The 26,452-nt window shown below is 64.1% G+C and carries 25 protein-coding genes; 17 read left to right on the top strand and 8 right to left on the bottom strand.

The genetic code is table 11. The features are described 5' to 3' along the window. Window positions 1–77 precede the first annotated feature (77 nt). Complete coding sequence (locus tag NMG46_RS20665; RefSeq protein ID WP_254819428.1) at window positions 78–980, top strand: sigma-70 family RNA polymerase sigma factor; 903 nt, start codon at window positions 78–80, stop codon at window positions 978–980. A gap of 86 nt (window positions 981–1,066) precedes the next feature. Here the strand turns inward: NMG46_RS20665 and NMG46_RS20670 are convergent, their stop codons facing one another. Next, on the bottom strand, window positions 1,067–2,269 hold the full coding sequence (locus tag NMG46_RS20670) for an MFS transporter (RefSeq protein ID WP_254819429.1): 1,203 nt from the start codon (window positions 2,267–2,269) through the stop codon (window positions 1,067–1,069). 217 nt (window positions 2,270–2,486) lie between these two features. Between NMG46_RS20670 and NMG46_RS20675 the strand changes: the two genes are divergently transcribed. Continuing rightward, window positions 2,487–2,906 (top strand): VOC family protein, encoded by a 420-nt coding sequence (locus tag NMG46_RS20675; RefSeq protein ID WP_254819430.1) that lies wholly within the window; start codon window positions 2,487–2,489, stop codon window positions 2,904–2,906. 85 nt (window positions 2,907–2,991) lie between these two features. Here the strand turns inward: NMG46_RS20675 and NMG46_RS20680 are convergent, their stop codons facing one another. Next, a complete protein-coding gene (locus tag NMG46_RS20680) occupies window positions 2,992–3,885 on the bottom strand; it encodes a LysR family transcriptional regulator (RefSeq protein WP_254819431.1) in 894 nt (297 codons plus the stop codon). A 96-nt stretch (window positions 3,886–3,981) separates the two neighbouring features. On the opposite strand from NMG46_RS20680, the gene NMG46_RS20685 reads away from it, so the two are divergent. Further along, window positions 3,982–4,731 carry an SDR family NAD(P)-dependent oxidoreductase gene (locus NMG46_RS20685; protein ID WP_254819432.1) on the top strand — a complete coding sequence of 250 codons (750 nt, stop codon included), beginning with the start codon at window positions 3,982–3,984 and terminating at the stop codon, window positions 4,729–4,731. A gap of 153 nt (window positions 4,732–4,884) precedes the next feature. After that, on the top strand, window positions 4,885–5,268 hold the full coding sequence (locus NMG46_RS20690) for an SgcJ/EcaC family oxidoreductase (RefSeq protein ID WP_254819433.1): 384 nt from the start codon (window positions 4,885–4,887) through the stop codon (window positions 5,266–5,268). A gap of 118 nt (window positions 5,269–5,386) precedes the next feature. On the opposite strand, the gene NMG46_RS20695 is transcribed toward NMG46_RS20690, so the two are convergent. Continuing rightward, window positions 5,387–5,848, bottom strand: coding sequence for an Lrp/AsnC family transcriptional regulator (locus NMG46_RS20695; RefSeq protein ID WP_254819434.1), 462 nt, complete (start codon window positions 5,846–5,848; stop codon window positions 5,387–5,389). 160 nt (window positions 5,849–6,008) lie between these two features. Here NMG46_RS20695 and NMG46_RS20700 point away from each other — a divergent pair, with 160 nt between their 5' ends. After that, window positions 6,009–7,016, top strand: a complete 1,008-nt coding sequence (locus NMG46_RS20700; RefSeq protein ID WP_254819435.1) for an ornithine cyclodeaminase family protein — start codon at window positions 6,009–6,011, stop codon at window positions 7,014–7,016. Between the two features lie 12 nt (window positions 7,017–7,028). Here NMG46_RS20700 and NMG46_RS20705 read toward each other — a convergent pair whose 3' ends face one another. Together NMG46_RS20705 and NMG46_RS20710 are read right to left on the bottom strand one after the other, a co-directional pair. Beyond that, entirely contained in the window at window positions 7,029–7,961 is a 933-nt protein-coding gene (locus NMG46_RS20705) for a dimethylarginine dimethylaminohydrolase family protein (protein ID WP_254819436.1), read from the bottom strand. A 32-nt stretch (window positions 7,962–7,993) separates the two neighbouring features. After that, a complete protein-coding gene (locus tag NMG46_RS20710) occupies window positions 7,994–9,586 on the bottom strand; it encodes an amidohydrolase (protein ID WP_254819534.1) in 1,593 nt (530 codons plus the stop codon). Window positions 9,587–9,661: 75 nt separating this feature from the next. Here NMG46_RS20710 and NMG46_RS20715 point away from each other — a divergent pair, with 75 nt between their 5' ends. From NMG46_RS20715 to NMG46_RS20740, 6 genes are all read left to right on the top strand, one after another. Continuing rightward, entirely contained in the window at window positions 9,662–10,549 is an 888-nt protein-coding gene (locus tag NMG46_RS20715; RefSeq protein WP_254819437.1) for a LysR substrate-binding domain-containing protein, read from the top strand. 273 nt (window positions 10,550–10,822) lie between these two features. Beyond that, window positions 10,823–11,917 carry an ABC transporter ATP-binding protein gene (locus NMG46_RS20720; protein WP_254819438.1) on the top strand — a complete coding sequence of 365 codons (1,095 nt, stop codon included), beginning with the start codon at window positions 10,823–10,825 and terminating at the stop codon, window positions 11,915–11,917. A 73-nt stretch (window positions 11,918–11,990) separates the two neighbouring features. Beyond that, window positions 11,991–13,106 carry an ABC transporter substrate-binding protein gene (locus NMG46_RS20725; RefSeq protein WP_254819439.1) on the top strand — a complete coding sequence of 372 codons (1,116 nt, stop codon included), beginning with the start codon at window positions 11,991–11,993 and terminating at the stop codon, window positions 13,104–13,106. Window positions 13,107–13,130: 24 nt separating this feature from the next. Next, a complete protein-coding gene (locus tag NMG46_RS20730) occupies window positions 13,131–13,964 on the top strand; it encodes an ABC transporter permease (protein WP_254819440.1) in 834 nt (277 codons plus the stop codon). A 4-nt stretch (window positions 13,965–13,968) separates the two neighbouring features. Further along, window positions 13,969–14,775 (top strand): ABC transporter permease, encoded by an 807-nt coding sequence (locus NMG46_RS20735; protein ID WP_254819441.1) that lies wholly within the window; start codon window positions 13,969–13,971, stop codon window positions 14,773–14,775. An 88-nt stretch (window positions 14,776–14,863) separates the two neighbouring features. Continuing rightward, window positions 14,864–15,151, top strand: coding sequence for a DUF982 domain-containing protein (locus NMG46_RS20740; RefSeq protein WP_254819442.1), 288 nt, complete (start codon window positions 14,864–14,866; stop codon window positions 15,149–15,151). A gap of 6 nt (window positions 15,152–15,157) precedes the next feature. Here NMG46_RS20740 and NMG46_RS20745 read toward each other — a convergent pair whose 3' ends face one another. Both NMG46_RS20745 and NMG46_RS20750 read right to left on the bottom strand, forming a co-directional pair. After that, window positions 15,158–16,225: a glycosyltransferase gene (locus NMG46_RS20745; RefSeq protein ID WP_254819443.1), complete on the bottom strand. Its 1,068-nt coding sequence runs from the start codon at window positions 16,223–16,225 to the stop codon at window positions 15,158–15,160. 467 nt (window positions 16,226–16,692) lie between these two features. Then, the gene (locus tag NMG46_RS20750; protein WP_254819444.1) at window positions 16,693–18,024 is read right to left on the bottom strand and encodes a dicarboxylate/amino acid:cation symporter; all 1,332 of its coding nucleotides are present in this window, start codon (window positions 18,022–18,024) and stop codon (window positions 16,693–16,695) included. Window positions 18,025–18,260: 236 nt separating this feature from the next. On the opposite strand from NMG46_RS20750, the gene NMG46_RS20755 reads away from it, so the two are divergent. Beyond that, window positions 18,261–20,120: a sensor histidine kinase gene (locus NMG46_RS20755; protein WP_254819445.1), complete on the top strand. Its 1,860-nt coding sequence runs from the start codon at window positions 18,261–18,263 to the stop codon at window positions 20,118–20,120. Between the two features lie 6 nt (window positions 20,121–20,126). After that, window positions 20,127–21,482: a sigma-54 dependent transcriptional regulator gene (locus NMG46_RS20760; RefSeq protein ID WP_254819446.1), complete on the top strand. Its 1,356-nt coding sequence runs from the start codon at window positions 20,127–20,129 to the stop codon at window positions 21,480–21,482. 31 nt (window positions 21,483–21,513) lie between these two features. Here NMG46_RS20760 and NMG46_RS20765 read toward each other — a convergent pair whose 3' ends face one another. Further along, window positions 21,514–22,257 (bottom strand): 2OG-Fe(II) oxygenase, encoded by a 744-nt coding sequence (locus tag NMG46_RS20765; protein WP_254819447.1) that lies wholly within the window; start codon window positions 22,255–22,257, stop codon window positions 21,514–21,516. Between the two features lie 161 nt (window positions 22,258–22,418). Here NMG46_RS20765 and NMG46_RS20770 point away from each other — a divergent pair, with 161 nt between their 5' ends. The 4 genes from NMG46_RS20770 (at window position 22,419) to NMG46_RS20785 (ending at window position 26,382) form a co-directional block, all read left to right on the top strand. After that, a complete protein-coding gene (locus tag NMG46_RS20770; RefSeq protein ID WP_254819448.1) occupies window positions 22,419–23,144 on the top strand; it encodes a 3-keto-5-aminohexanoate cleavage protein in 726 nt (241 codons plus the stop codon). A gap of 212 nt (window positions 23,145–23,356) precedes the next feature. Continuing rightward, entirely contained in the window at window positions 23,357–24,400 is a 1,044-nt protein-coding gene (locus NMG46_RS20775) for an acyltransferase (protein ID WP_254819449.1), read from the top strand. Between the two features lie 318 nt (window positions 24,401–24,718). After that, entirely contained in the window at window positions 24,719–25,222 is a 504-nt protein-coding gene (locus tag NMG46_RS20780; protein ID WP_023677254.1) for an Lrp/AsnC family transcriptional regulator, read from the top strand. Then, the gene (locus NMG46_RS20785) at window positions 25,219–26,382 is read left to right on the top strand and encodes a saccharopine dehydrogenase family protein (RefSeq protein ID WP_254819450.1); all 1,164 of its coding nucleotides are present in this window, start codon (window positions 25,219–25,221) and stop codon (window positions 26,380–26,382) included. The genes NMG46_RS20780 and NMG46_RS20785 overlap by 4 nt, the downstream gene beginning before the upstream one ends. The last annotated feature ends 70 nt before the right edge of the window (window positions 26,383–26,452 follow it).

Genomic DNA, 26,452 nt, shown 5'->3' on the forward strand with positions numbered 1-26,452 from the left:
TCGAGCGTCTATAGGACGCTGCGCCCGATGGCGGGCGCCTCTGCCTGGGAGATACGCATGAAATCGACGCTTGTGCGATGACCGGATCCGCAATCGGCACGCCAGAAGGACGGGAGCCATTTGACCGGCTGCTCGGCGAATTGCGGCCGAAACTGCACCGTTATTGCGCCCGCATGACCGGTTCGGTGATCGATGCCGAGGATGTCGTTCTGCAAGCTACGGTCAAGGCGCTCGAGGCGTTCCCCGGGACCGGGCCGATAGCCAATGTCGAGGGCTGGCTGTTCCGCATCGCGCACAATGCCGCGCTCGACCACCTGCGCCGTCGCGCCAGGGCGGATGCCGCGCATGCCGTCGAGGATGTCGACATGATACCTGACCCCGGCATGTCGGCCGAGGGCCGACACACTGCAGCCGCAAGCCTGCAGACCTTCATGCGGCTGCCCGCGGCGCAGCGTAGCAGCGTCATCCTCATGGATGTGCTCGGGTATACGATCGAAGAGATCGGCAACATTATCGACAGCAGCGTTCCGGCGGTGAAAGCCGCTCTGCATCGCGGCCGTCTGCGCCTGCGCGAGGTCGCCGGCGAGCCTGATGATCGGCCTGTGCCGGTGTTGGCCGAGCCCGAGCGGGCGCGTCTGGCAGCCTACGTAGATCGGTTCAACGCCCGCGACTTCGATGCGATCCGCGACATGCTGGCCGAAGACGTGCGGCTTGACCTCGTCAACCGGCTCCGGGCGAGCGGCCGCGCGAAAGTGGGCCGATACTTCCACAATTACGCGGGTATCCACGATTGGCAACTGCTTCCAGGCCTGGTCGATCGGCACCCAGCCATTCTGGTGATCGATCCGGATGACCCGGCCGGAGGGGCAAAATACTTTATCCTGCTGGAGTGGGCGGGCGACAGATTGGCGAGAATTCGCGATTTCCGCTATGCGCGCTACACGCTTGATGGCGCCGAAGTAGTGCCTCTGCGGGCATAGCAATTCGCGTTTCATAATGCCGAACAACCACTGCCAGCATCGCGGCCGCTTGCCGTCCAAGCGGCCGCCCTTTCGTCGGTCCTGCTTTAAGCCGGTTGCAACTCCCTGCGCGGCAGCGGCGGGAAGGCGATCGCAATCGCCATCGCGCCAAGCCCGACAAGGGCCGAGCCGATGAACAGCCAGGAATAGCTGGCATAGGCATCGAACACCATGCCGCCGGCGAGCGGGCCGAAAGCCATGCCAAGGCTGGACAGCATGGTTACGGCACCGAACACGGTGCCGAGGATGCGCTGGCCAAAATATTCGCGCGCCAGCACCGCATAGAGCGGCATGACGCCGCCATAGGTGGCGCCGAAGATGACGGCGAGCGTGTAGAATTGACCAAGCTCGCTGACGGCAAGATAGGCAGCGATAACCACGGCCTGTATGGCCAGCCCGGTGATCAGCACCGGCTTGACGCCAAGCCGGTCGGCAAGCACGCCGTAAAGCAGCCGGCCACCCAGCCCTGCCAGGCCCTCGATGCTGTAGATGCTGACCGCCGCCATCGGCGCGATGCCGCACAGCATCGCATAGCTCACCATGTGGAAGATCGGCCCGGAATGGGCCGCGCAGCAGGCAAAGAAGGTCAGTCCCAACACGATGAATTGCGGCGAGCGCAGCGCCTGCGGAACCGTCATGCCGGCACCCTCGGCGGCAACGCTTGGGGCAGCGCCTTCGGCCGCGGGCTTGGGCGGCTGGCGCACCAGAAACGCGGCCGGCAGAAGCAGCACCCACGCGGTTATGCCGATGTCGAACATCGCGGTGCGCCAGTCGTAGGCCGAAATCAGCCAGCGCGCGAAGGGCGAGATGGTCATTGGCGCCACGCCCATGCCGGCCGAGACCAGCGAGACGGCGAGGCTGCGGTTCGTGTCGAACCAGGCGGAGGTCAGCGCGATCATCGGCGCGAAGAAGGCGCTTGCCGCGAGGCCGACGAGCACGCCGTAGGCCAACTGGAAAACGAGCAGCGAACCGGTGCGGCTGGCCAGCACCAGCGCCAGGCCGAGCAGCACGGCGCCGGTCATGACGACGATGCGGGCGCCGAAGCGGTCGTAAATGGCGCCCCAGGCGAAGCCGCCGAGGCCCATTACCAGGAAGTTCAGCGTCATCGCGCTCGATATGCCGGCGCGCGACCATTGTGTGTCGAGCGCCATCGGTTCGAGGAAGATCGCCAGCGAGAACATCGCCCCGAGAGCGACACAGGTCATCAGTGCGCCAGCCGCGACGATAACCCAACGATAGGGAAGGCTCATTTCAATTTTCTCCCATGCCGGAAGCGTTGATACGGCACGACCTTTTCGAGCTTCGCCGAGCCGCTTGCGTCCGAAGGACGTTGGAGATGTTTTGAATCCGACAATCCGGTTGCATTTTTTATCCAGTCAGAAAATTGCGCCGCTCAACTGCTCCAATGCATTGACCGTGCATCGTCCCGAGCTAGATTTCCAGCCTGGCCATCAGGAGCTATCGGGTATGGAACTTCATCGCGGCCGTCTCATCGACCACCTCCACCTGGTGGTCAGGGATCTCAAGGCCAGCCGCCGCTTCTACGAGGCTGTTCTCAACGTGCTCGACATACCGATCGGTGGCGCCGGCGATGATTATTTCTGGGCCGACGAACTGTTCATTTCCAGCCCCGACAGCCCGGCGGCCCTGGGAAAGCTGACCGGGCGCCATCACCTTGCCTTCCAGGCAAAGGACCGTGCGATGGTCGAAGCCTTCTACAAGGCCGGGCTTGAGGCCGGCGGCACCGACAATGGTGCGCCGGGCGAGCGATCCTACCATCCCGGCTATTACGCCGCCTTCCTGCTCGATCCCGACGGCAACAATATCGAGGCCGTCCACCACGGCCCGGCCAAACGCAGCGCCGATTCAGTGAAGATCACCTTCTAGACTAGCTTCCGGTAAAGGTGGTTCGCACCGGCCGGCACGGTTGGTCTCTGCCAAACCTGGGTGCTTGCGTCAGACCGCGTCTGCCCTATCGCGTCAGCGCCGCCATCTGGCTCGCCAGGAAGTCGACGAAGAGCCGCGCCCGGACCGGTAGCTGCCGCCCGTAGGCATGGACGATGTGCACCGGCATGGTCGGCATCGCCACCTCGGGCAGGATGCGGACCAAGCGGCCCGCGTCGAGATCGCCCTGCACCGCAAACCGCATCAGATGCGCTATTCCAGCACCGGCAAGTGCTGCATTGCGGATGGCGCCGCCGTCGTCGGTGTCTAACCGGCCATCCGGCACGATCATCGTACCGTCGGCAAACGTGACCGGATAGGGCCGGCCGGCCATCTGGTAACGGATGAAGTCATGGTTCGCCAGATCCTCGACCGATGCCGGACGGCCGCGCCGCTCGACATACGCCGGCGAGGCCACCAGCACGATCGGCAGATTGGCGATTTTGCGGGCAACCAGCCCTGTGTCCGACAGCGCCCCCATGCGCACGGCAACGTCATAGCCTTCGCGGATCAGATCGGCGTGACGATCGGTGACGCTGAGCTCGACCTTCACTTCGCCATGCTGCGCAAGGAACGCTTGCGCCCATGTCGCGATCAGGCCGCGCCCGAGCTCGACCGGCGCTGTGACGCGCAGCAGGCCGCGCGCCGTATCGGCCACCTGGACGATGTCTTCGGCATCGTCCAGGGCCCTGAGCAGCGGCGCCACCCGCTCGTAGTAGGCGAGGCCTTCGCTGGTGAGCCCGAGCCGGCGCGTCGAGCGCTGGATCAGCCTGACCCCGAGCCGCCGCTCGAGCCGTGCCACGCTTTTCGACACCGCCGATGGGCTCGAGCCGACCAGCCGGCTGGCGGCATGGAACGAGCCGGCATCGACGGTTCGGACGAAGGCGACGAGACCGGCAGTCTTTTCGAGGATGGTGGTCATTCCGGAATTCCAGGCACGAAAGAATGGATCATGATGATCCTAATACGCTTTTTGATCATCATTAAATACCGCTCATCGTCGACAAAGGAGAGATTGATGAGCAAGCTGAACGGCAAGGTCGCCATCGTCACCGGCGCGTCCAAGGGTATCGGCGCCGCCATTGCCAAGGGTCTTGCCACGGCCGGTGCCGCGGTGGTCGTCAACTACGCCTCGTCACGGGACGGCGCCGACCGCGTCGTCGCGGAGATCGAGGACCGTGGCGGCCGCGCCGTCGCCGTCCAGGGCGACGTATCGCAATCGGCCGATGTGCGCCGCCTGTTCGAGACGGCGAAGTCGGAGTTCGGCGGGCTCGACATATTGGTCAACAATGCCGGCGTCTTCGCATTCGAGCCGCTGGAAGCGGTGACGGAGGCCGAGTTCCACCGTGAGTTCGACACCAATGTGCTGGGCATCATTCTGACCACGCAAGCAGCAGTGAGCCATTTTGGCCCGAGCGGCGGCAGCATCATCAACATAAGCTCGGTCGCCAGCCGCAATCCGCAGCCGAACTCGCTCGTCTACGCCGCCACCAAGGGCGCGGTGGACACGATCACGCTGTCGATGTCGCGGGAACTCGGCGCCCGCAATATCCGCGTCAACGCCATTGCGCCCGGCGGCGTCGACACCGAAGGCCTTGAGCGTATCGGCATCGTCGGCAGCGACTTCGAAAGACAGATCGTCGCCATGACCCCGCTCGGCCGTTTCGGTCGGCCCGACGACGTCGCCCGCGTCGCGGTGTTCCTCGCTTCCGACGAAGCGTCATGGCTGACCGGCGAGCGCATCACCGCCTCGGGCGGCTGGCGATAGATATGCAGGGCGCGAGCCCGCCGTTTCGCGGACCATGCCCCCACGCCGCGCGACGCACTGCAATCGATGACGAAAGCGATCCATGCCCTATGTTTCGGCGAGGGAGGGGCGCCGTGCGCTATCAAATACGGCGCAATTCCAGGGAGGTAACGGATGACGGACGACGAAAGAGCAATCCGAAAGCTGGTCGAGACGTGGATGGATGCGAGCAAACGTGGGGACATCGCGACCGTCCTCAGCTTGATGACGGACGACGCGATCTTCATGGTTCCCGGCCGGGAACCCTTCGATAAGGAGATCTTCGCGGCAGCCGCGCGGGAGACGGCCGGCGTTCATATCGACGGCACCAGCGATATCGTGGAATTACAGCTTCTCGGCAATTGGGCCTTCATCCGCAGCCGCATCGACATGACGGCGACTCCGCCGAATGGCGAGCCGGTCCATCGATCGGGATATGCACTGACGCTGCTGCGCAAGGAGGCAGACGGTGAGTGGCGGCTCGCGCGCGACGCGAACCTGCTGACTGCGCAAGGCTAGCGCCGGTCTCCGACATCCTGCACCGGAAGGCGGGCAAAGGGAGAGCGGCCAAGGGGGACCGATAAGATGGCGAGGATGCGATGCAAGCCGCCCTGAACAGTGTTCCACCTCTACCTGATCACACGGGCAAGAGGGCGTTCGGCTTGACATCGGCGATGGAGGCGAAAGTGTGCGTTTCGCGCACACCCGGCAGCGGCAGGATGACCCGCTGCAGGAAGTCCTGGAACACCGCCATATCGGCGATCCGCGCCTTGACCAGATAGTCGAAGCCGCCAACCACCATATGGCACTCCAGAACCTCCGGGGCTTTCGCCACGGCTTCGGCAAAACGGTCAAAGACATGCGGCGCCGTGTGGTCAAGCCGGACCTCGATGAACACCAGCGTTCCCCGGCCGACCTTGCGCGGATCGAGCACGGCTCTGACCGCGGTTATGAACCCGTCGCGGAACAGGCGCTTCACCCGCTGGCTGGTTCCGGTCGGCGACAGCCCGATACGCCCGGCCAGATCAAGCGTCGTCCGGCGCCCGTCCTCCTGCAGCAGCCTGAGCAAGCTGCGGTCTATCTGGTCGAGGTCGTCCATTTCACAATCCACTCTATCTCAGGGATTTATGTGTTGATTTCACGCAGAGATGTCAAAATAAACGTATTTCATCACATGAAACCTCGCAATAGCTTGCACTTCCCTCACCCACGCGAAGCAAACGTGGTGAGCCGGTTTCGACGAACAAAGGGAGTGCGGGATGACCAAGGAAGCGTTCAGTCCAGCCGGCAAGAGTGCGGCGGAAATCAGCAAGGGAGCGACCCCGATCCTGGTGCTGAGCGAAGCCGACGTGATGGCGTGCATCGACCTCAGCCAGCTTCTCGATGTTCTGGAAGACGGCTTCAAGGCGCTGTCAGATGGTAAGGTCGTCAATCCACCCCGGCCACAGCTCGACATCCCCGCAGCCGGCTACAGCCTCGCCATGCCGGCCTGGATGGAAGGCATGAACCTGACCGTCAAGATCGTCAATGTCTTCGAAGGCAACTTGGCCAAGAACCTGCCCAGCCACCTCGCCACCATCAGCCTGTTCGATCCGCTGTCCGGCCTGCCGGTCTGCATCATGGACGGCACCTTCATAACCGCGGTGCGAACCTCCGGCTCCGCCGTGCTGTCGGTGCGCGCGCTTGCCCGCCGGGATGCCAGGATAGCGACAGTGGTCGGCGCCGGCGTGCAGGCCAACCAGCATCTGCATTTGTTGCCGCTGGTGCGGGACTTTACCGAAATCCGCGTCGCTTCGAAGAGCTTCGACGATGCGGCAGCGCTTGCCCGGCTGCACCCGTCGGTGGTGGCGGTCGCCGACCTCGAGGCGGCAGTGCGCAGTTCCGACGTGGTGTGCCTGGCGACCCACTCCTATCAGCCGGTGATCGACGCAGGCTGGGTCCAGCCGGGCACGCATGTCTCGTCGGTCGGGGTGGCGCCGCCCCGCGGTGAAATGCCGATCGAGCTCATCGCCAGATCCAGTCTTTTTGTCGAAACCAAGGATGCATTCAAACCGACCCCGGTCGGTTCCTGCGAGCTTGCCGGCTTCGACCCGGATTTCGGCACCGAGCTTGGCGCCATGCTGCTCGACCGCGCGCCGGGCCGCGTTTCGGATCAGCAGATCACCACGTACAAGGCGATGGGCATTGCGATGGAAGACATGGTCGCCGCCGACCTCGCCTATCGCTGCGCCCGGCGTCTGCGCAAGGGAAAGCTCGTCGTGCTGTAGGCGCGTGCCGCCTCACGCAGGCTCGCGCTTCAATGCCTGTGCCATGCAGTGGATGCCGCCGCCGGTCTTCGAGATTTCGCTCATGTCGATGGCCGCCACCTCGAAGCCGCGCGCTTTGAGCTGGCCGATCAGCGTCTGGCTCGAAGTCGGCGCGATCACCCTGTCCTTGCCCAGCGACATGAAGTTGCAGCCGAGCGCCATCGTGTCCTGGAACGGCACGTCGATGATCTCGTGGCCCTTGCCCTTCAGCCAGTCGACGATGCCGGGCTCCGTACAGGCAAGGCAGACGGCGGTCAGTTTCTCAGCGATCGGCACCACCATCAGATCGATATGGACGTAATATTCGTCGATGAAGGCGATGCGTGTCTCCCAGCCCTCCTTGTCGAACCAGGCCTGCACCTGACGGGCGCCCTCCTCCTGCGTGCGGGCGCCGCCGCAGCCGATCAGCACCACGCCATCCTCGATGACATTGAAGTCGCCGCCTTCGAAGGTGCCGGCGGTGACCATGTCGTAGATCGGGATGCCGAGCTTCTCATAGGTGCGGATCGCTGCGTAGTTCTCGCCGCGCCGCCACCACTGGGCCATCGCGGTGATAATGGCGCCGTACGGCGTCATGACGCTCGAATCGCGCGAATAGACCTGCATCGGCAGCTCCGGCGTCGGCTCGTGCCAGTGGATGTTGACGCCGAAATGCTCATAGGCGGCGACCAGGTCCTTGTGCTGTGCCTGCGCGATCTGGAGGTTGCAAGGCGCCTCGCGCAGATGTTTTCGCGACAGCGAGCTGGTCGAGAGATGGCGCAGGAAATTCGGCGAGCCGAGCAGCACGTCGGTCAGCACGTCTGTCTCGTTGGCGAAACCCCAGGCGGTCAACGGCTTGGTGCCGCCGGCCGGGTTGCGGCGCTGCAGCGAAAACGGCTCGGCGACGATGCGGTCATGGACGGTCATGGGTCTCTCCTCGTGATGGGGCGGCTGGTTGATCATGCGGCTTGGTTGCTTGGTATCCACCAATCCCGTCCGCGCGGGGTGGTAATGTATTCCGGCCAGCGAAATCCGATCGGCGGATCGTAGTCGCAGAGCGGGGCGATCCAGTTCGAGCCGCCGATGCCACCGCCGGTTCGGGCGACGAATTCGCCCATTGCCGCGTCGCGCGCAGCCTCGTCTTCCAACAAGCGAAGTGCCGCGAGCGCAATGGTCTTTGCTGCGCAGATGACCATCGGGTCGATGGTGGCAGAAATGCCGCCCAGCGCATTCATCGCCCAGCCCGGATAGGCGTGACCATTCTCCGAGCGCAGTGCCGGGCGGGCGACATAGAACCGCGCCGTCGGCGTATGCCACGACATGTCCGTATAGTCGTCGGAAGTCGAATTGAGCTGCGATGGCGGCAGGTCGCGACGCAGCAGCGCCTCTGCATCCTGCGGCGCAATCAGCCGCTCCAGTTCGGCGATGAACGGTTCGTCGCTCGCCTCGCCGCCGGCATTGACCTGGATTTCGCGGGCAATCGCCTTGGCCGTCTCGTCCCAGCGCGGCGGCCCGACCGCCGCCAGCGCGTCGAAGGCAATGCCGGCCATGACGTGATTGGCCAGCCCCGGCCGCGACTTCGACACCCAGTGCCGCTCATGGCGGCAGCCGCTTATCCTGGCTGCGGCTTCCGCATTGCGGTCGAGCATGGCGGTGACCTGCTCGGCCATAGCAAGCGTCGGCACGCGGATCATGTACTGGATCTCGGCCAGCCCGGCCGGCAGATTGTCGGCGGTCGCCTGGCCCGCCGTCAGGATCGCCTCGCTGATCGACCAGCCGCCCTGATGCGGCAGCATGGAATCGCGCAGCGCCTTGGACGCCATGTACATCATCATGAGCGCGTCGTTGGCGCCGGGCGCCCTGACCGCCGAATGCGCCTGCGGGATGGGTGCTGCGGTGCCTGCCGCCCTCGCCCAATGTTCCGGCTCGTCGCAGATGAAGCGGTGGATCATGGCATAGGCCGCACCGCAATGCGTGTCCCAGCGCGCCGTGTTGCAGAGCGGCAGCATGTAAAAAGGATGGAAGGAGATCATGCCCGCCAGCCCATCGTAATAGCCCTTCGCGGCATGGATCGGCTTTGACCCGCGCACCTTCTCCGCCGGCTCGCCGGTGAAGCGCAGCGTGCCTGATATGCCGTGGCGCTGCATCGCAGCCTTGGTCGCCAGCAGCCCGCCGAGGCTGGCAATGCCGAGGCCGGAATGCGGATCGGTGTGGCCGCCCGCCTGTTCGCCGAGGCCCGGACGCGGTCGCTTCACCGTCGCCGCATCCTGGCAATTGCCCGGCACCGCGTCGTATTCGGCATACATGCCGATCGTCGGGCCGGTCCCGTTGATCCAATGGGCGCAGAAGGCGGTCGGCATGCCGCCGGAGCCTTCCTCGACCGAAAAGCCTTCGTGCTTCAACTGCTCCACATACCAGGCGGCCGACTGGTATTCGCGCCAGGCGGTCTCGCCGAAGTCGAAGATGGTCCGCGTCCACGCCGACAGGGACGGCTGGATGTCGTCCAGACAGGCAAGCGCGGTCGCTTGTGCCGAGGTCACCGGTTTCTCCATGGCGGAAAGAAAGCAGTGAAGCGCCCCGCCAAAAAGTGATATGTTTTCCCGGCTCATGCAAATTCGGTTCACCTCTTGAGAATTCCCTCCACGCAGGCGCTGCGCGCCCTCGACAGTTTTGCCCGCCACGGCAGCGTCTGGCGCGCCGCCGACGAACTGCATCTGACCCGCAGTGCGGTGAGCCATCAATTGCGCCTGCTCGAACGCGACCTCGGCTTCGATCTGCTCGAGCGCATCGGCAAGGGCGTGGCGCTCACGCCGCGCGGCCAGCGCTATGCCAGCGACGTGCGCAAGGCGCTGACGGTGTTGGGTGACGCGGTGACGCGCCATGCCGGCACCGGCGTCGGCGGATCGTTCAGCGTCAGTTGCACCCCTGGCTTCGCCTCGCTTTTCCTGTGCACTCACATTGGCGAATTCCGGCAGATGTATCCCGATGTCGCGCTCCGCATCCTGACGCCGCGCCGCCTCGACGACGTCAGCAATGCCGAGGCCGACGCCTTCATCGCCTTTGGTGTCGGCAACTGGCCGAACCGCGCGGTCGAGCTGTTGTGCGAAATCTCGTTCACGCCGCTGTGCAGCCCGACGCTGCTCAACAAGATCGGCGGCTTCTCCAAGCCGGCAGACGTGCTGCGCGCCAACCTCCTGCATCTCGGTGACACCGAGGACTGGGCGCGTTGGCTGGCGCTGTCCAAGGTCGAGAACCCCGACCCGGAAGGCGGCATCTTCTTTTCCGACATGAACCTGGTCTTTTCGGCGGCGATCGCCGGGCAGGGCATCGCCATGGGCGACGAACTGACCAGCGGCCGGGCACTGAGCGAAGGCCGGCTGGTGCGCCCCTTCGACATAGCGATCAATTCCCCGCGCTCGTATTTTCTGGTCTCGGAACATGCCAAGGCGGCGCATCCGGTGCTGGAGGCGTTTGGGCGGTGGCTGAGGTCGAAGCTGTCGGAGAACCAGCGTTAATCTCCCCCCTCGAGGGGGAGATGGCCGCGAAGCGGCCAGAGGGGGTCGCTTCGGCTGGGCTCGGCCCGGTCTGACTTTCGAAGAAAGAGGAAGTTGGCGGTTCACGCGAGACGACCCCCTCTGTCGCCTTCGGCGACATCTCCCCCTCAAGAGGGGAGATTTGGCGCTACACCTCACCATAGATGAATCAAATTTGCCGATCAGGCGAAAACTATTCGGTTGCGGTAAGCCGCCGCCCTGCCTACGATTTCGTCTACGCTAAGGAAAGGCAGGATGCAGCAACCCGGCCGGGCCGCAGAGATCAAGGCAATCGGGATCGGCAAGAGCTTCGGCTCGTTCCGTGCGCTGGACGATCTGACGCTCGATATCGGCCGTGGCGAGTTCCTTACCCTGCTCGGCCCCTCCGGTTCCGGCAAGACCACCTTCCTGATGATCCTCGCCGGCTTCATTCAGCCGACCGACGGTCGCCTTTACAGCGACGGCGTCGATATCACCGAGCGGCCGGCCGAGCAGCGCGCCGCCGGCATGGTTTTCCAGGGCTACGCACTGTTCCCGCATATGAGCGTCGAGGCCAATATCGCCTTCCCGCTCAAGGTGCGAAAGAAATCGGCGGCCGAGATCAAGCGCCGAGTTGGCGAAATGATCGAGCGCGTCGGGCTTAAGGGCCACGAAAAGAAACTGCCGTCGCAATTGTCCGGCGGCCAGCAGCAACGCGTGGCCCTGGCGCGGGCACTGGTCTTCGAGCCGGGCGTGCTTTTGCTTGACGAGCCGTTTTCGGCGCTCGACAAGGGCCTGCGCGGCCAGATGCAGGCCGAGATGAAGCGGCTGCACCAGGAGACCGGCACCACCTTCGTCTTCGTCACCCATGACCAGAGCGAGGCGCTGGCGTTGTCGTCTCGCGTCGCCATCTTCAACCATGGCAAATTGCTGCAGGTCGGCGCGCCCGACGAGGTCTACGACCGGCCCGACAACCGCTTCGTCGCCGAGTTCCTGGGTGAGATCAACATGCTGCCGCTGAAGGGCGTGCGCCCAGCCGACAATGGCTCGACCGGCCTCTGCGAAGACCGCGCGATCAGCATGCGCTGCAAGGCCGAGAAGGTCCGAGGCGACGCCATCCTGGCGATCCGGCCCGAATACATGTCGATCGCACGCGAGGCGGCAGCGGGCGAGAATGGTATTGCCGCGACTGCCGTCGCATCGACCTATCTCGGCGCTGCGACGCGGCTCGATCTGACGACGCGCCAAGGCGCCAAGGTCACGGTCTCGGTGCCGAACGAGGTTGCCGCTTCCGCGCTCAGCAAGGGCAATTCCGTGTGGCTGACCTGGCCGGCGGAAAAGGGTTTCCTCCTGCCGGACGGAGGACAATGACGATCGGCGTAGCGAAGCTGAATTCGCCAAGCCGACTTCCGGAAAATATCAACGACAAAAAAGGGGAACTGACATGACAAACGAAACCAAGAAACATTCCATCGAGGCGCTGTCCGCCAGGGCAGTGCACGGCGAGATCTCGCGCCGGCAGTTCACGCAACTGGCCGCACTGGTGCTGGCCGGCACGCCGATGCTGCTGCGCTCGACCGGCGCCTTTGCCGCGGCTAAGGAACTGGTGCTGGTCAACTGGGGCGGCGACGCCATCACCGCCTACGACGCGGCTTACGGCCAGGCCTTCACCAAGGAGACCGGCATCACCGTCAAGATGGACGGCTCCGGCCCGACCGAAGGCGCGATCGCGGCGCAGTTCAAGAGCGGCGCGCCGACCTGGGACCTGGTCGACGTCGATCCTTTCTCGGCCATCACGCTCGGCGCGCAAGGCATGCTCGAGCCGATCGATTATTCGATCGTCGACAAGAAGAAGATGCGGCCGGGATTCGGCTGGGAATACGCCGCCTCGACCTATTTCTTCTCCTATGTCATCGCCTACGATGCCGAGAAATACGGCAGCCAGGCACCAACCGGCATGGCCGACTTCTTCGACGTGGCAAAATTCCCCGGCAAGCGCTCGCTCTACAAATGGGGCGTGTCGAGCTGGGAAGCGGCACTGCTTGCCGACGGCATCGCTCCGGCCTCGCTCTATCCGCTCGACCTCAAGCGCGCGCATGACAAGATCGCAGCCTTCAAGGAGAACGTCGTTGCCTATTGGGGTGGCGGCGCCGAAAGCCAGAGCGTGCTGCTCAATGGCGAGGCCTCGATGGCGATCGTCTGGTCGACCCGGGCTTCGCTCATCGAGCAGGATTCCGGCGGCAAGATCAAGTTCATCTGGGACCAGGGCCTGATCTCGCCCGGCGCGCTCGCCGTGCTCAAGGGCAATCCCGGCGGCAAGGACGCGGCGATGAAGTTCATCGCCAGCACCCAGGACCCGGAGAAGGAACTCATCATGTTCGACAAGCTCGGCCAAGGTCCGGCCAATCCGGCCGCCGACGCGCTGATCCCCGCCGACAAGAAGCGCATCAACCCCGTCGATCCCGAGAACATGAAAAAGCAGATCCCGCTCGACATGGATTGGTACGCCAAGAACTACGGGGCGGCACTCGACGAATACACGAAGATCATCTCCGCCTGACAAGCCGGGATAACCGGGGGCGAGATGAGAGCACACCTCTCCGACAGGATAGGCGCGGCGCTGTTGATGGCGCCGCTGCTCCTCTTTCTTGTGCTGGCTTACGCCTGGCCATTCCTCGGCGTGGTCAAATGGAGTTTTACGCTGCCCACGCCGGGGCTGGGGCAGTACAATGCGCTGCTCACGGATCAGTTGGTGCAGTCGGTTTTCATCCGCACGCTGCGCATCGCCGCGATCGTGACGATCGTTTCGGTTGCCGCCGCCTACGCCATCACCGTAGTCTGGGTGCGCGGCACGCCGGTGCAGCGCGTCGTGGCCGAGTTCTGCATCCTGGTGCCGTTCTGGATCTCGGTGCTGACGCGCGCCTTCGGCTGGGTGGCGCTTTTGTCCAATCGCGGCCTGATCAACACCTGGCTGCAGGCGGTCGGCTTCATCTCGGAGCCGCTGGCGCTGGTGCGCAACGAGTTCGGCGTTATCGTCGGCATGACGCATTTCCTCATCCCCTTCGCGGTGTTTCCACTGGCCTCTTCGATGCGAAGCCTCGATGACCGTGTGCTGCTGGCGGCGCGCGGCCTCGGCTCCAGCCGCATGCGCACCTTCTGGTCGGTGTTCGTGCCGATGACCCGCTCCGGCATCATCGGCTCGGCGCTGATCGTCTTCGTCTTTTCGCTCGGCTTCTTCGTCACGCCGGCGATTCTCGGCGGCGGCCGCAGCGTGATGATCGCCGAGCTGATCTATCTCCGCATCTTCCAGAGCCCGGACTGGGGCTTGGGCGCGGCGATCAGCGTAGTGCTGGTGCTGTTCGTCGGCGCGCTGATGGCGCTGCTTTTCCGCTATATCAGACCAAAGCAATTGGTGTAGCGCGATGCCGACCTACCGCCCCGGTCCCGTCTCGTTGATCCTCGCCGCCCTGGTCGCGCTCTTCCTGCTGCTGCCGCTGCTCGCCGTCATCCCGGTATCGCTGACGCCGAGCCGCATGCTGGCGATGCCGTCGGGCGAACTGTCGCTGCGCCATTACCGGGCGCTGATCGAGGATCCGCGCTGGATCAATTCGATCCTGCTCTCGATCAGGATCGGCATAGTCAGCAGCGCCTTTTCCACGGTGCTGGCGCTGTGCTTCAGCCTTGGTGTCTGGATGTTCCAGCCGCGCTTCACCGCCGCTCTCGTCGGCTTCGTTCTGCTGCCGATGGTGGTGCCGCCGGTGGTCTCGGCAATCACGCTCTATTTCCTGCTGACCTCGATCTCGGGGTTCTCGTCGTTCTTCGGCTATGACACCTGGCTGGGTGTCGCCATGGCGCACGCGGTGATGACGGTGCCCTTCGCCACGGTGCTGATCCTGGTGTCGCTTAGCCAGCTCGACCGCCGCATCGACCTCGCCGCCCGCGGCCTCGGCGCCACCGTGTGGGAGCGCGCCACCCGCATCATCATGCCCAACATCAAGTTCGGCATCGTCACCGCAGCACTGCTCTCCTTCGTGCTGTCCTGGGAAGAGATCGGCGTCACCCTGTTCATCACCTCGGTCAACGCCATCACGCTGCCGCGGCTAATGTGGATGGGCCTGCGCGACAACATCGACCCGGCGATCGCCGCTCTCTCGGTGATCCTGATCGTCATCACTGTGCTGGTGCTTGTGGCGCGCAGCGTCGTGGTCAGGCTGCGCGCGGCGCAGTAAACGCGCCTCACGCCGTGGTGACTGGCGCAAATGAAACCTTGCGCTACGATTTTCGTTATAGGTAGTTCAACACGTCGAAGGCTTCGCCATGAACCAAGGATGGTTTTCCAAGCCGGTTGCGGTTGCGGTCGGCATCGTGGGAGATATCCGCAACATTTCCAACGCACGTCAGGCTGTCGAGTTGCTGGAAGCCCACTGGCGTGACGCCGGCAGCGCCAAACACGGCTTGGCACTGCGCACATGCCGCCGCGCCATGAGCGACGATCGCTGGACCGAAGCCGCCAGGGACGCGTTCATCGAGGCCGCGCGGGAGGCGCACGTCCTGGTCGAGCGAGCCGTCGAACCGCAGGACCGGTCCAGGCAGCAGGGGCCGTGATCGCCGCTATCCCATCGCATGACGGATTCTCTTGGACAGGCGGCTCAAAAATGCCGGTCTGGACGATGCGTCAAGCTTCCACGACAGCACCGCCGTCGCCATTTTCCGCGGCAACACCCCGACCGACAGGAACCAGGCGGCAAGGATCGCACGCCGCCGCAAGGATGCGGTCATTTCGAGGCTGGCGACGGCGCCGGCCGCCCCGAGCGCCAGCCGGGAATCGTCGGCCACGGGGTGTCGGTCTCGGTCCGCGCAAAGCGATGCCAGCCGCTCTTCCAGATGGACCGGATCGTGGCGGACGGCATCTGACGGCACGATGGTCAGGCCGATCCCGGAGGCCTGGTCGGACAGCGCCTGCATGCGGCGGAAATCGTGGGTTACCCGCCAGCGTGCCCGCTCGGCGAGCTTTTCACCGAACACCGAGTGGTTGGCACCGTGGATCCGGTAGGCGCCGAGGCATTCGTCGATCGACTGGACATGCCCGTACATCGGTGCCAGCGTTGCCAGATAGCCGTCGGCGCCCTGGCGGAACTCCGGCTCCGGTATCGGCATGATCGATTCGAGTGTTGCGCGGTCAAAGGCGAGCCCGCTGGTCACGGTCGTCTGATAGCGGCCCTTGTGCAGCAGTTTCGGCATGACGTCGCCGCTGTCGAAAGGCAGTTCGGGCGGCGGAAAGACATCCTTGATGCGTTGCCCCTCGTCGACGATGTGCAGTCTGGACTGGATCTGAGCGGTTGCCTCGTCCCAGGTGTCGACAATGGTGGAGACAGCGGTTGGATAAAGATAATCGTCGGCGTCGAGGAACAGGACGATCTTGCCCGAGCTTGCGGCAAAGCCGGTATTGAATGCCGCCGCATGTCCGCCATTTTGCGCTCGCGGACAGGCGAGGATCTCGTCGCGATATGATTGCATGATCGTCGTGGAATGGTCCTGCGATGCATCGTCGACGACGATGACTTCGACATCCGCGTAGTCCTGCTCGAGGGCGCTGTCGATGCTGCGTTCGAGGAACCGCGCGTAGTTGTAATTCGGGATGATGATGGATACCGGAAGCCGGTTTTGGACAGACTGCATCGCGTTTCACCTCGCATCTTGCTTTGGTTCGGCAAAGGCCCGCTCATGGGCCTGCCCCCTCTTCAAGCGCCCTCTTGGCGCGCAACGAGTTCCCTGGGAGAAAGCCTGCGCTTTCCATCAGGAGACAGGTCACGTTTCGCTTTGCGACTTCGTACTGAGGCCGCCATTGCCTTCGAGGCTGCTGCCATTTCAGGGTCGGCGGCAGCAAAAGCTCCGACGTTCGGCCAAGGTGATGTCGCAGCCGAGCCCGACGGAAATGTCTCGCCTCGCGATCAGGTCGGGAGCGAAGCGGACGGGTGCCCTGAAGACATGGCGGATAGTGGCCTGCAAATGCGGCTGGAACAAGCCCCGCGTCGAAAACAGGGCCACTTCAGGTTGCGTTTCAGGCGGCATGCCGCGACCACCGGCGCTTTTGCCCCGGAGCCGGCGAACCGCCTCCGGGGCTTATGGTCATGTGGCCTGAACAGTCAGGCGGCCTGCAAACCCGGCAGCGACAGGTCGACTTCCTCCGGCAAGTCGCCGGCCATAGCGGCGGCGAACTTCGTCTGGTCGAGCTCTCCTTCCCAGCGTGCCACAACGACCGTCGCTACCGCATTGCCGATGAAGTTGGTCAGCGCCCGGCACTCCGACATAAAGCGGTCGACGCCGAGGATCAGCGCCATGCCGGCGACCGGCACGGTGGGGACGACCGAAAGCGTCGCCGCCAGGGTGATGAAGCCGGCGCCGGTGATGCCGGCGGCACCCTTGGAGCTTAGCATGGCGACCGCAAGCAGCAGGATCTGGTCGCCATAGGTGAGTGGCGTGTCGGTCGCCTGCGCGATGAACAGCGCGGCCAGCGTCATATAGATGTTGGTGCCGTCCAGATTGAAGGAATAGCCGGTCGGGATGACCAGGCCGACCACCGAGCGGTTGCAGCCGGCGCGCTCCATCTTGGCCATGAGGCCCGGCAATGCCGCTTCCGAGGACGAGGTGCCGAGCACCAGCAGCAGCTCCTCCTTGATGTAGCGGATCAGCGCCAGGATCGAGAAGCCGTTGTAGCGGGCAACTGCGCCGAGCACCACCAGCACGAACAGCAACGCGGTCAGGTAGAATGTGCCGATCAGCATGGCCAGATTGGCGATCGAGCCGATGCCGTATTTGCCGATCGTGAAGGCCATGGCGCCAAACGCGCCGATCGGCGCGGCCTTCATCAGGATGGCGACGAGGCGGAAGATCGGCGTGGTCAGCGCCTGCAGGAAATCGACGACCGGACGGCCGCGATCGCCGACCAGCGCCAGGGCGACACCGAACAGCACCGAGAAGAACAGCACCTGCAAAATGTCGCCCTGCGCGAAGGCGCCGGTGATGGTGTCGGGGATGATGTTCATGAGGAAGCCGACGATGGTCGTGTCGTGCGCCTTCTCGGCATAGGCCGTCACCTTGGCGGTATCGAGCGTGGCCGGATTGATGTGCATGCCGGCGCCGGGCTGGACGACATTGGAGACGACCAGGCCGACGACCAGCGCCAGCGTCGAGAACACCAGGAAATAGATCATCGCCTTGCCGGCGACGCGGCCGACCTTCTGCAAGTCGGAAACACCGGCGATACCGGTCGCCACGGTCAGGAAGATCACCGGCGCGATCACCATCTTCACCAGCTTGATGAAGGCGTCGCCGAACGGCTTCATCGCCTCGCCGGTTTCGGGATAGAAATGGCCGAGCAGCACGCCGGCGGCGATCGCCGCGAGCACCTGCACATAAAGATGCCGGTATAAGGGAAGTTTGCCGCGCGGCTCGGCGGCAGCGATTGCTGTCTGCATGACGTCCTCCATGGCGCCCCGATCGAAAGCTCGACTCCCCGGGGCAGTTGTTTTGACCAGCAGCCTCGCGACTGCCGAATTCGTGTTTGCAACAGCCGTGCCAGATACGCAGAAGAGTTATTCATCATTGATTTTGTTGAGCATTCACAAACGGCCGCACTGCCGGACGCATGGTCAAGTGCGAATGTCCGCATAGGTTGAATTGTGTTTTGTGCGAGTTCATGCACAAATGGGCGATGCTGCAACGCCCCGCCGGTGCCTTGTCTTCGACGCCCGAGCAACTCGCCAGGCGGGCGCGCCGAGCCTGGCTGCTGTTTGCGGTCGTCGCGCTTTTGATCGTCACGGCAGCGCTCTACGGCGCCGGCCTTTACGGCCGTACCGCCGAGATCGGGACCCTGGCGGCGCAGGGGCGTACCGACGCCAATCTGAAGGTCGCGCTGCTGCGCGCCGTGCTCGAAAGCCCGCGCGCCCTGCCCCTGCTGTTGTCCGCGGACCAGCAAGTGCGTGACGCGCTGACGCAGAAAAACGCCGCGGCAATCGATGTGCTGAACCGCAAGCTCGAGGGGCTGGTCTCCGGCACCAAGGCGTCGGTGCTCTATGTGATCGACGCCGACGGACTGGCGATCGCCTCCAGCAACTGGCGCGAGCCGATCAGCTTCGTCGGCAACGACTACCGTTTTCGCGATTATTTCTCCGGCGCGATGCAGGCCGGAACCGCCGAATATTTTGCGCTCGGCAATGTCAGCAAGCGTCCCGGCCTCTACATTTCGCGGCGCGTCGGCGATGCCGCCGCACCGCTCGGCGTCGTCGTCGTCAAGATGGAGTTCGACCAGCTCGAAGCCGACTGGCGCGAGGCCAACCGCCCGGCCTATGTCAGCGACGAGAATGGCGTCGTGCTGATCACCAGCGTGCCGTCCTGGCGCTTCATGACAACCGCGCCGCTGGCCGCACCCAAGCAAGCCGCAATTCGCGACAGCCAACAGTTCGGCGACGCGCCGCTTGTGCCGTTGCCGATCATGCACCCGCAGGCGCTCAGCCCGGATGTGTCGATCGTCCACGCGGTGACGCCCGGCGGCAGCGACGCGCAGTATCTCAGCCTTGCGACGCCGGTTCCTTCGACCCCCTGGCGGCTCGACTATCTGATCCCGGCCGAGGCGCCGATCGCCGCTGCCGTCCGCGAAATGCGGCTTCTGGCCCTGGGTGTCGTCGTGCCGCTGCTCGGCCTGGCCGCGTATCTGTTGTGGCGCCGGCAGTCGGCGCAGATGCGGATTGCCGCCGAACAGGCGGCGCGCACCGAGCTCGAACGCCGCGTCGTCGAACGCACCGAGGATCTGAGCCGCGCCCGCGACCGGTTGCAGGCCGAGATCACCGGCCACCGCAACACGGAGGCAAAGCTCCAGGTGGTGCAGCAGGACCTGGTCCAGGCCAACCGCCTCGCCATCCTCGGCCAGGTCGCCGCCGGCGTCGCCCATGAGATCAACCAGCCGGTCGCCACCATCCGTGCCTATGCCGACAACGCCCGCACCTTCCTCGACCGCAAGCAGACCGGGCCGGCTGAGGAAAATCTCGGCGCCATTGCAGCCCTTACCGAACGCATCGGCTCAATCACCGAGGAGTTGAAGGCATTTGCCCGCAAGGGCCGCACCGCCGCCGAGCCCGTCGAATTGCGCGGCGTCATCGAGGGCGCCGTCATGCTGTTGAGAAGCCGCTTTGCCGGCCGGCTCGACGCATTGGTCGTCGACCTGCCGCTGCCGAGCCTCAAGGTCATGGGCAATCGGGTGCGGCTCGAACAGGTGCTGATCAATCTCTTCCAGAACGCGCTGGAGGCGCTCGACGGCCGCGACGACGCTCATGTGCTGGTCTCGGTCGAAGAGACCGCGGATTGCGTGACGATCAGCGTATCCGACAACGGACCCGGCATTCCGCCGGCGATCCTCAAATCGCTGTTCACGCCGTTCAACACCTCCAAGGAAAAAGGCCTTGGCCTCGGCCTCGTCATCTCCAAGGACATCGTCGCCGACTATGGCGGACGCATCGAGGTTTCGAGCGGCGACAGCGGCACCCGCTTCACCATTCATCTCCAGACAGCAGCGTAAGCCATCATGACCAACGACAATTCCGCACCGGTGGTCCTGATCGACGACGATCGCGATCTCCTCAAGGCCACCGCGCAAACGCTGGAGCTTGCCGGCTTCTCGGTCTCGGCCTTTGCGGTGGCGGCCGAGGCGCTGGCCACGCTCGACGCCGGTTTTGCCGGCGTCGTGGTGTCGGATATCCGCATGCCGGAGATCGACGGCTTGCAGCTTTTCAATCGCATCCTGCGGCTGGATGCCGACATTCCCGTCATCCTCGTCACCGGCCATGGCGACATCGCCATGGCCGTCAAGGCGATCAAGGACGGCGCCTACGACTTCATCACAAAGCCCTTCGCCGCCGACCGGCTGGTGCAGAGCGTGCGCCGCGCGGCGGAAAAGCGCCGCCTGGTGATGGAGAACCGCGCTTTGCGCGAGGCGGCCGGAGAGGCGCAGGACGGCCTGCCGCTGATCGGCCAGACGCCGGCGATGGACAGGCTGCGCCGTACGCTGCGCCAGATCGCCGATACCGACGTCGACGTGCTGGTGACCGGCGAGACCGGCTCCGGCAAGGAGGTGGTGGCAAGTCTTCTGCATCGCTGGAGCCGCCGCGCCAAGGGCAATTTCGTCGCGCTGAATTGCGGCACGCTGCCGGAGACCGTCATCGAGAGCGAGTTGTTCGGCCATGAGGCCGGCGCCTTCACCGGCGCGCAGAAGAAACGGATCGGCCGCATCGAGCACGCCAGCGGCGGCACGCTGTTCCTCGACGAGATCGAAAGCATGCCGGTCTCGACACAGGTGCAGATGCTGCGCGTGCTGGAGATGCGCGAGGTCACGCCGCTCGGCACCAACGAGGTGCGGCCGGTGGATCTGCGCGTCGTCGCCGCCGCCAAGGTCGACCTCGGCGATCCGCGCCAGCGCGGCGCTTTCCGCGAGGATCTCTATTACCGGCTCAACGTGGTAACGATCTCGATCCCGCCGCTGCGCGAGCGCCGCGACGATGTCGCCCTGCTGTTTTTCTATTTCGCCGAGCGCGCCGCCGCCCGCTTCCACCGCCCTGTGCCGGCAGTGCCGGCGACGGTGCATCGCCATCTGAGCGACCATGACTGGCCGGGCAATGTGCGCGAACTGGCGCATTTCGCCGAGCGGTTTGTGCTTGGACTGGAGGAAGGCGCCGAGACGCAACCCCCTGCCCCGACCCAATCGAACGCCGCCATGAAGCTGCCGGAGCGGCTGGAGCGCTACGAGGCCGACATCATTCGCGAGACGCTTGGCCGCAACGACGGCGATGTCAGGCGCACGATCGAAGCGCTGGGGATTCCGCGCAAGACCTTCTACGACAAGCTCCAGCGCCACGGCATCGTGCGCAGCGATTTTTCCCGGTAATCGCCGCCGGCCTCGCGACCGGGCGGCTCGGCTATTTGGCGTCGTGGAAGATGATGCCGACAGTGTGGCGCATGCCGGAGCGTAGTCGGCTTACGCCGTGCCTGAGGTTGACGCGGTAATTGCCCTTGCTGCCCTGGACCGGACGATTGTGGACCGCGAAGGCGACTGCATCGCCCTGGCGCAGCGGCACCACCTCGGCGCGGCTCTGCATGCGCGGACGCTGCTCGGTCAGCACGAACTCGCCGCCGGTGAAATCCTTGCCTGGTTCCGACAATAGGATCGTCACCTGCAACGGGAACGCCAGATCGCCGTAGAGATCCTGGTGCAGGCAGTTGAAGTCGCCGGGGACATATTGCAGCAGGAGCGGCGTCGGCCGCGTCTGGCCCTGCTGGTGACATTGCTCGAGGAACGCGGCGTGTTCGTCGGGATAGCGCTGCGCGATACCCATGCGCGCGTTCCAGTCGTTGGCAACCACGGCCAGGCGCGGATAGAGCGCTGTGCGCAAGCCGCCGATCAAGTCGGGCAAGGGATAGCGGAAATAGCGGTACTCCCCCTTGCCGAAACCATGCCGCGCCATGTGCACATGGCTGCGGAAATGGCTCTCGTCCGGATAGAGGCTGGCTATCTGTCCGCACTCCTGCGGCGTCAGCAGCTTTTCCATCACCGCGCAGCCATAGCCGCTCAGCTCATCGGCCAGCGTCCGCCAGTCATATCCGGCAACGCGCACCTCCGCCGATTTCACCGCCGCTTTCGCGCCTATCGAATGGATGGTCATGGCTTCGCCTCCTGTGGCTTCTCTGTCATTGAGATGGGTGAAACGGCGCGCGCGGACCACCCGTTTCTTGCCGGGTGAGCCTTGCGGGACGGGACGTCATTCAATTTCCGATTTCGTGGTCATGGGCTAAACTTGTTCCACTCAACGGGACCGCCACCTCTATGATCGTCCAGACCTGCATCAATGGCGCGCGCAGCGCCGATTTCCACCCCCGACTGCCGCTTGATCCCGAAGCCATTGCGCGAGACGGCACGGCCTGCGTGGCCGCAGGTGCGGCCGAGTTGCATGTCCATGCACGCGGGCTCGATGGCCGCGAAAGCCTTGCCCCTGACGCAATGGACCCGACCGTGCTGGCGCTGCGCCGCGCCTGCCCGGGAACGCTGATCGGCGTCTCCACCGGCGCCTGGATCGAGAGCGACGACGAGCGCACGCTTGCTGCGATCGCCCGCTGGAGCGAGCTGCCCGACTATGCCTCGGTCAATCTCAGCGAGAATGCAGCACCGGCAGTCATGGGCCGTCTGCGCCAGCGCGGCATTGGCATCGAGGCGGGGCTTGCCTCCGTAGCCGACGCCGAACGCCTGGTGAGCCTCGACCATGGCAACCGCGTGCTGCGCATCCTGATCGAAATCTCCGAGCAGGAGCCGGACGCTGCGCTTGAGATCAGCGACGATATCGCCGCCGTGCTCGACGGCGCCGGAATGCGCCGGGCAATCCTGCTGCACGGCGCCGACGCCACGGTCTGGCCTTTCGTGCACCGGGCGGCGGAACGCCGTTGGTCGACGCGCGTCGGACTGGAAGACGGCAAGGAGCTTCCTGATGGAACAATAGCACCCGGTAACGCTGCGCTGACAGCGGCAGCCGTCGCTATCTTCGAGACCGGTCGTTAGCACGGGGAAAGCGTCGATGGCCGCCGATCCCTCTTCAGGGGCGAGATAGCAAGTTTGGCAAATAGGCAGGTCTAAGTCGGCGAACTCAAGCGTGGCAGCACGCTAATGTCAGTAAAATCTATATAAAACTTTACATATTAATTAAACCAGCAATTAATCAGCACATCAACGACCCCGTATGTTAGTGCTCTCCCGCACCGGGGACCATTTTTATGAAAATCATTCCGCAGAATGATCACGCCGCGCCGCGCCGGATTCAACAGTATACATCGATACAGATCCTGCGGGGGCTAGCAGCCCTCATGGTTGTTACCTATCATCTTCCGGGCGCACTGGGCATGCTCGACCTGCGTATTCCCGTTCTGAACAGTGGCGTCGACTTGTTTTTCGTCATCAGTGGTTTTGTCATGGTTCTCTCGACGGAGAACAGACGCTCAGACCACCGTGCTTTTTTGATGCAGCGGTTCACGCGCGTCGTTCCGTTCTATTGGGTTATGATCTTCCTCATGGTCGCCGCACTTTGGTTGTTTGCCGGTCGTGCAGTGTCTCTTGAGCAGATCACCAATAGCCTGCTTTTCATACCCTATCTCGATACGGTCACAGGCTATGTCCAACCGGTGCTTGGCGTCGGTTGGACGCTCAATCTGGAAATCCTGTTTTACATTCTGTTCGCGGCGACTATGCGTGTCGGCACGCTGACGCAAATGGCCATGGTCGGCGTTGTCTTTGCAATCGCCGTAGCGGCGCGCATCGTCTTCAAACCCGCCGCCAACACTGTGCTGTTTTTCTATACCACGCCAATCCTGTTTGAGTTCCTTGCCGGCATGGCGCTCGGCCACCTTGTCGGCAGACTGGCGCGTTTGCCTACCGTCCTGGGTGTCTCGGCGCTCGTGTTCGCCATCGTGTCCATGCTGGTGATGGTACTTGGCTTCAACTTGCCGCGAACCCTTGCTCAGGGAATCCCGGCGTTGATCCTTGTCGCCGGTTGCATCAGCCTGGAAAACTACTTCCGGCTTTTTGCTCCTCGCCTGCTGGCAAGGCTGGGCGATGCCTCCTACTCTCTCTATCTGACGCATCCTATCGTGCTGCTTGCGACCGCTCCTGTCGTTGCAAGCGTCAGCGTATCACCATGGCTTGCTGGCATGGTTATTGTCACCGCCTGCATTGCCGTCTCCCTGGCCAGCTACAGTTTTGTTGAAAAGCCGATTTTGGCCATTTCGCGGATGAGCCTTTCCGCCCGTCACGTGAAGGCATGAGTTGCGGCTGCGCTCCGCGGAACCACGCTGTCCCGCCAACCTCAAACCGGCGGCGCTAAACCTTCAAAGGTATGGGAAAACAAAAAACCCGCCTCGGGGAGGCGGGTCTCTGGAGCCAATTAACACCATACCCAAATCAGTAGCATAGCTGCCGGCACAAAGCAAGAACAAAATGTGGCGTCCTCGACGAAACTGCCGACAGGCATAGGGGCACCGCGCACGACATGCCTCTTGCCATTGTTAAAAATCTCTCATAACGTATTTTCATATCCGAAAGAAAATCCGACCGTTTATTTCCCTTTATGAAAGCCTGAGCGTTTGCGCGAACATCTCGATCAGACCGACCGGCGACTGGTCAAGCTGCTGTCGCAGGACGCGCAGCTTGGCGTCAACCGCCTTGCTGAGAAGATGGCGATCTCGGTGCCGACGGTGCGCATGCGGCTGCGCAACCTGCTCGACCGCAACCTGCTCAAGATCGTCGGGCTGCTCAACCTGACCGAACGCCCCGAGCTGATCTCGGCGATCGTCGGCATCAATGCGCAAGGACGCGGCCGCGCCCGGGAACTGGCGCAGCGCATCTCCGAACTGCCTTTCGTGAACTCGGCCGCCGTCGTCACCGGACGCTTCGACATCATCGTCGACGTGACCGTGGCCGGTGATGTCGCCGATCTCTACCGCGTCACCAGCGAGCTGATCCCCGGCGCCGGTGAGCCGGGCGAAGTCGTGCGCAGCGAGACCTTCGTCGTCATGGCGTCCTGCAACAAATGGGTCAGCCTGCCGGAAGGCTGCTGGTCGGACGAGACGCGGAAGGAAATGGCATGAAGATCGCGGTTCTCGGCGGCCTCGGCCTGCAAGGCCGGGCGGCGATCGCCGACCTCGTTGCCAGCGACGGCGTCGAGCAAGTGGTCTGTGTCGACACCGCAACCGACGGCGCTGCGCGGCTTGGCGGCCTGACCGACCTTGCCCGGGTGCGTTTCGTCGTGCCGGAGGGCGCGATCGGTCCAGCATTGGCCGATGTGATGAAGGACGTCGACGCGGTCATCGACCTGTTGCCGCAACCGCTGATGCGCGAGGCGGTGCAGGCGGCGATCGCGACGCGCACGCCGCTGGTCACCACCAATTACGGCAAGGCCATCGCCGATCTCGCGCCGGAGGCCGAAAAGGCCGGCGTCTCGATCGTCACCGAATGCGGGCTCGACCCCGGCATCGACCTTGTGCTCTACGCGCGCGCCGCAAGCCAGTTCGACACCATCACCGCGATCGATTCCTACTGCGGCGGCATTCCCGAGCCGAAAGCGGTGGTCGAGCCGCTGCGCTACAAGGTGAGCTGGAATTTCGACATGGTTCTGGTCAGCCAGAACCGCGACAGTGTGCTGGTCGAGAATGGCGAACGGGTCGATGTGCCGGCCGCCCGCCAGCACGACAATCGTTTCATCCACGAGATCGAGGTGGCGGGGCTGGGCAGGCTGGAAGCCTTCCCCAATGGCGACGCGCCGCATTATGCCGGCATGCTTGCCGCCGCAAAGGGGCTGCAGCGCTCCGGCCGATATTCGCTGCGCTGGCCTGGCTGGTCGGCGTTCTGGGCGCCGCTGAAGCAGCTCGGCTTCCTGTCCGAGGAAAAGGTATCCGGCACCGGTGTCAGCCCACGCGAATTCCTCGGCCGGCTGCTTGGCCCGCAACTGCAATATGGCGCCGACGAGAAGGACCTTTGCGTGATGCGCAATGTCTTTGTCGGCAGCGAAGGCGGCCGCCGCAAGACGGTGACCTCGGAGCTGGTCATCGAACGCGACCTCGCCTCCGGCCTGTTCGGCATGAGCCTTGGCGTTGGCTATCCCGCCAGCATCGTGGCGCAGATGCTGGCACGGCGTGAGATCGCCGCGCCCGGCCTGCTCAACCCACTGCTGCATGTGCCCGATGGCCGCTTCCTCGACGAGCTGGCCAGGCGCGGCATCAAGGTCGCCGAAACGGTGAGCTGGGATTGAAGATTTTCGAACGGTGGTTGCCGCCGGCAACGGCGCTGCCGCTCAAAAAGCACCCGATGGGGTGAAACAA

Origin of the sequence: Mesorhizobium sp. LMG 17147, from assembly GCF_024297145.1 — a bacterium.
Taxonomy (GTDB): Bacteria; Pseudomonadota; Alphaproteobacteria; order Rhizobiales; family Rhizobiaceae; genus Mesorhizobium.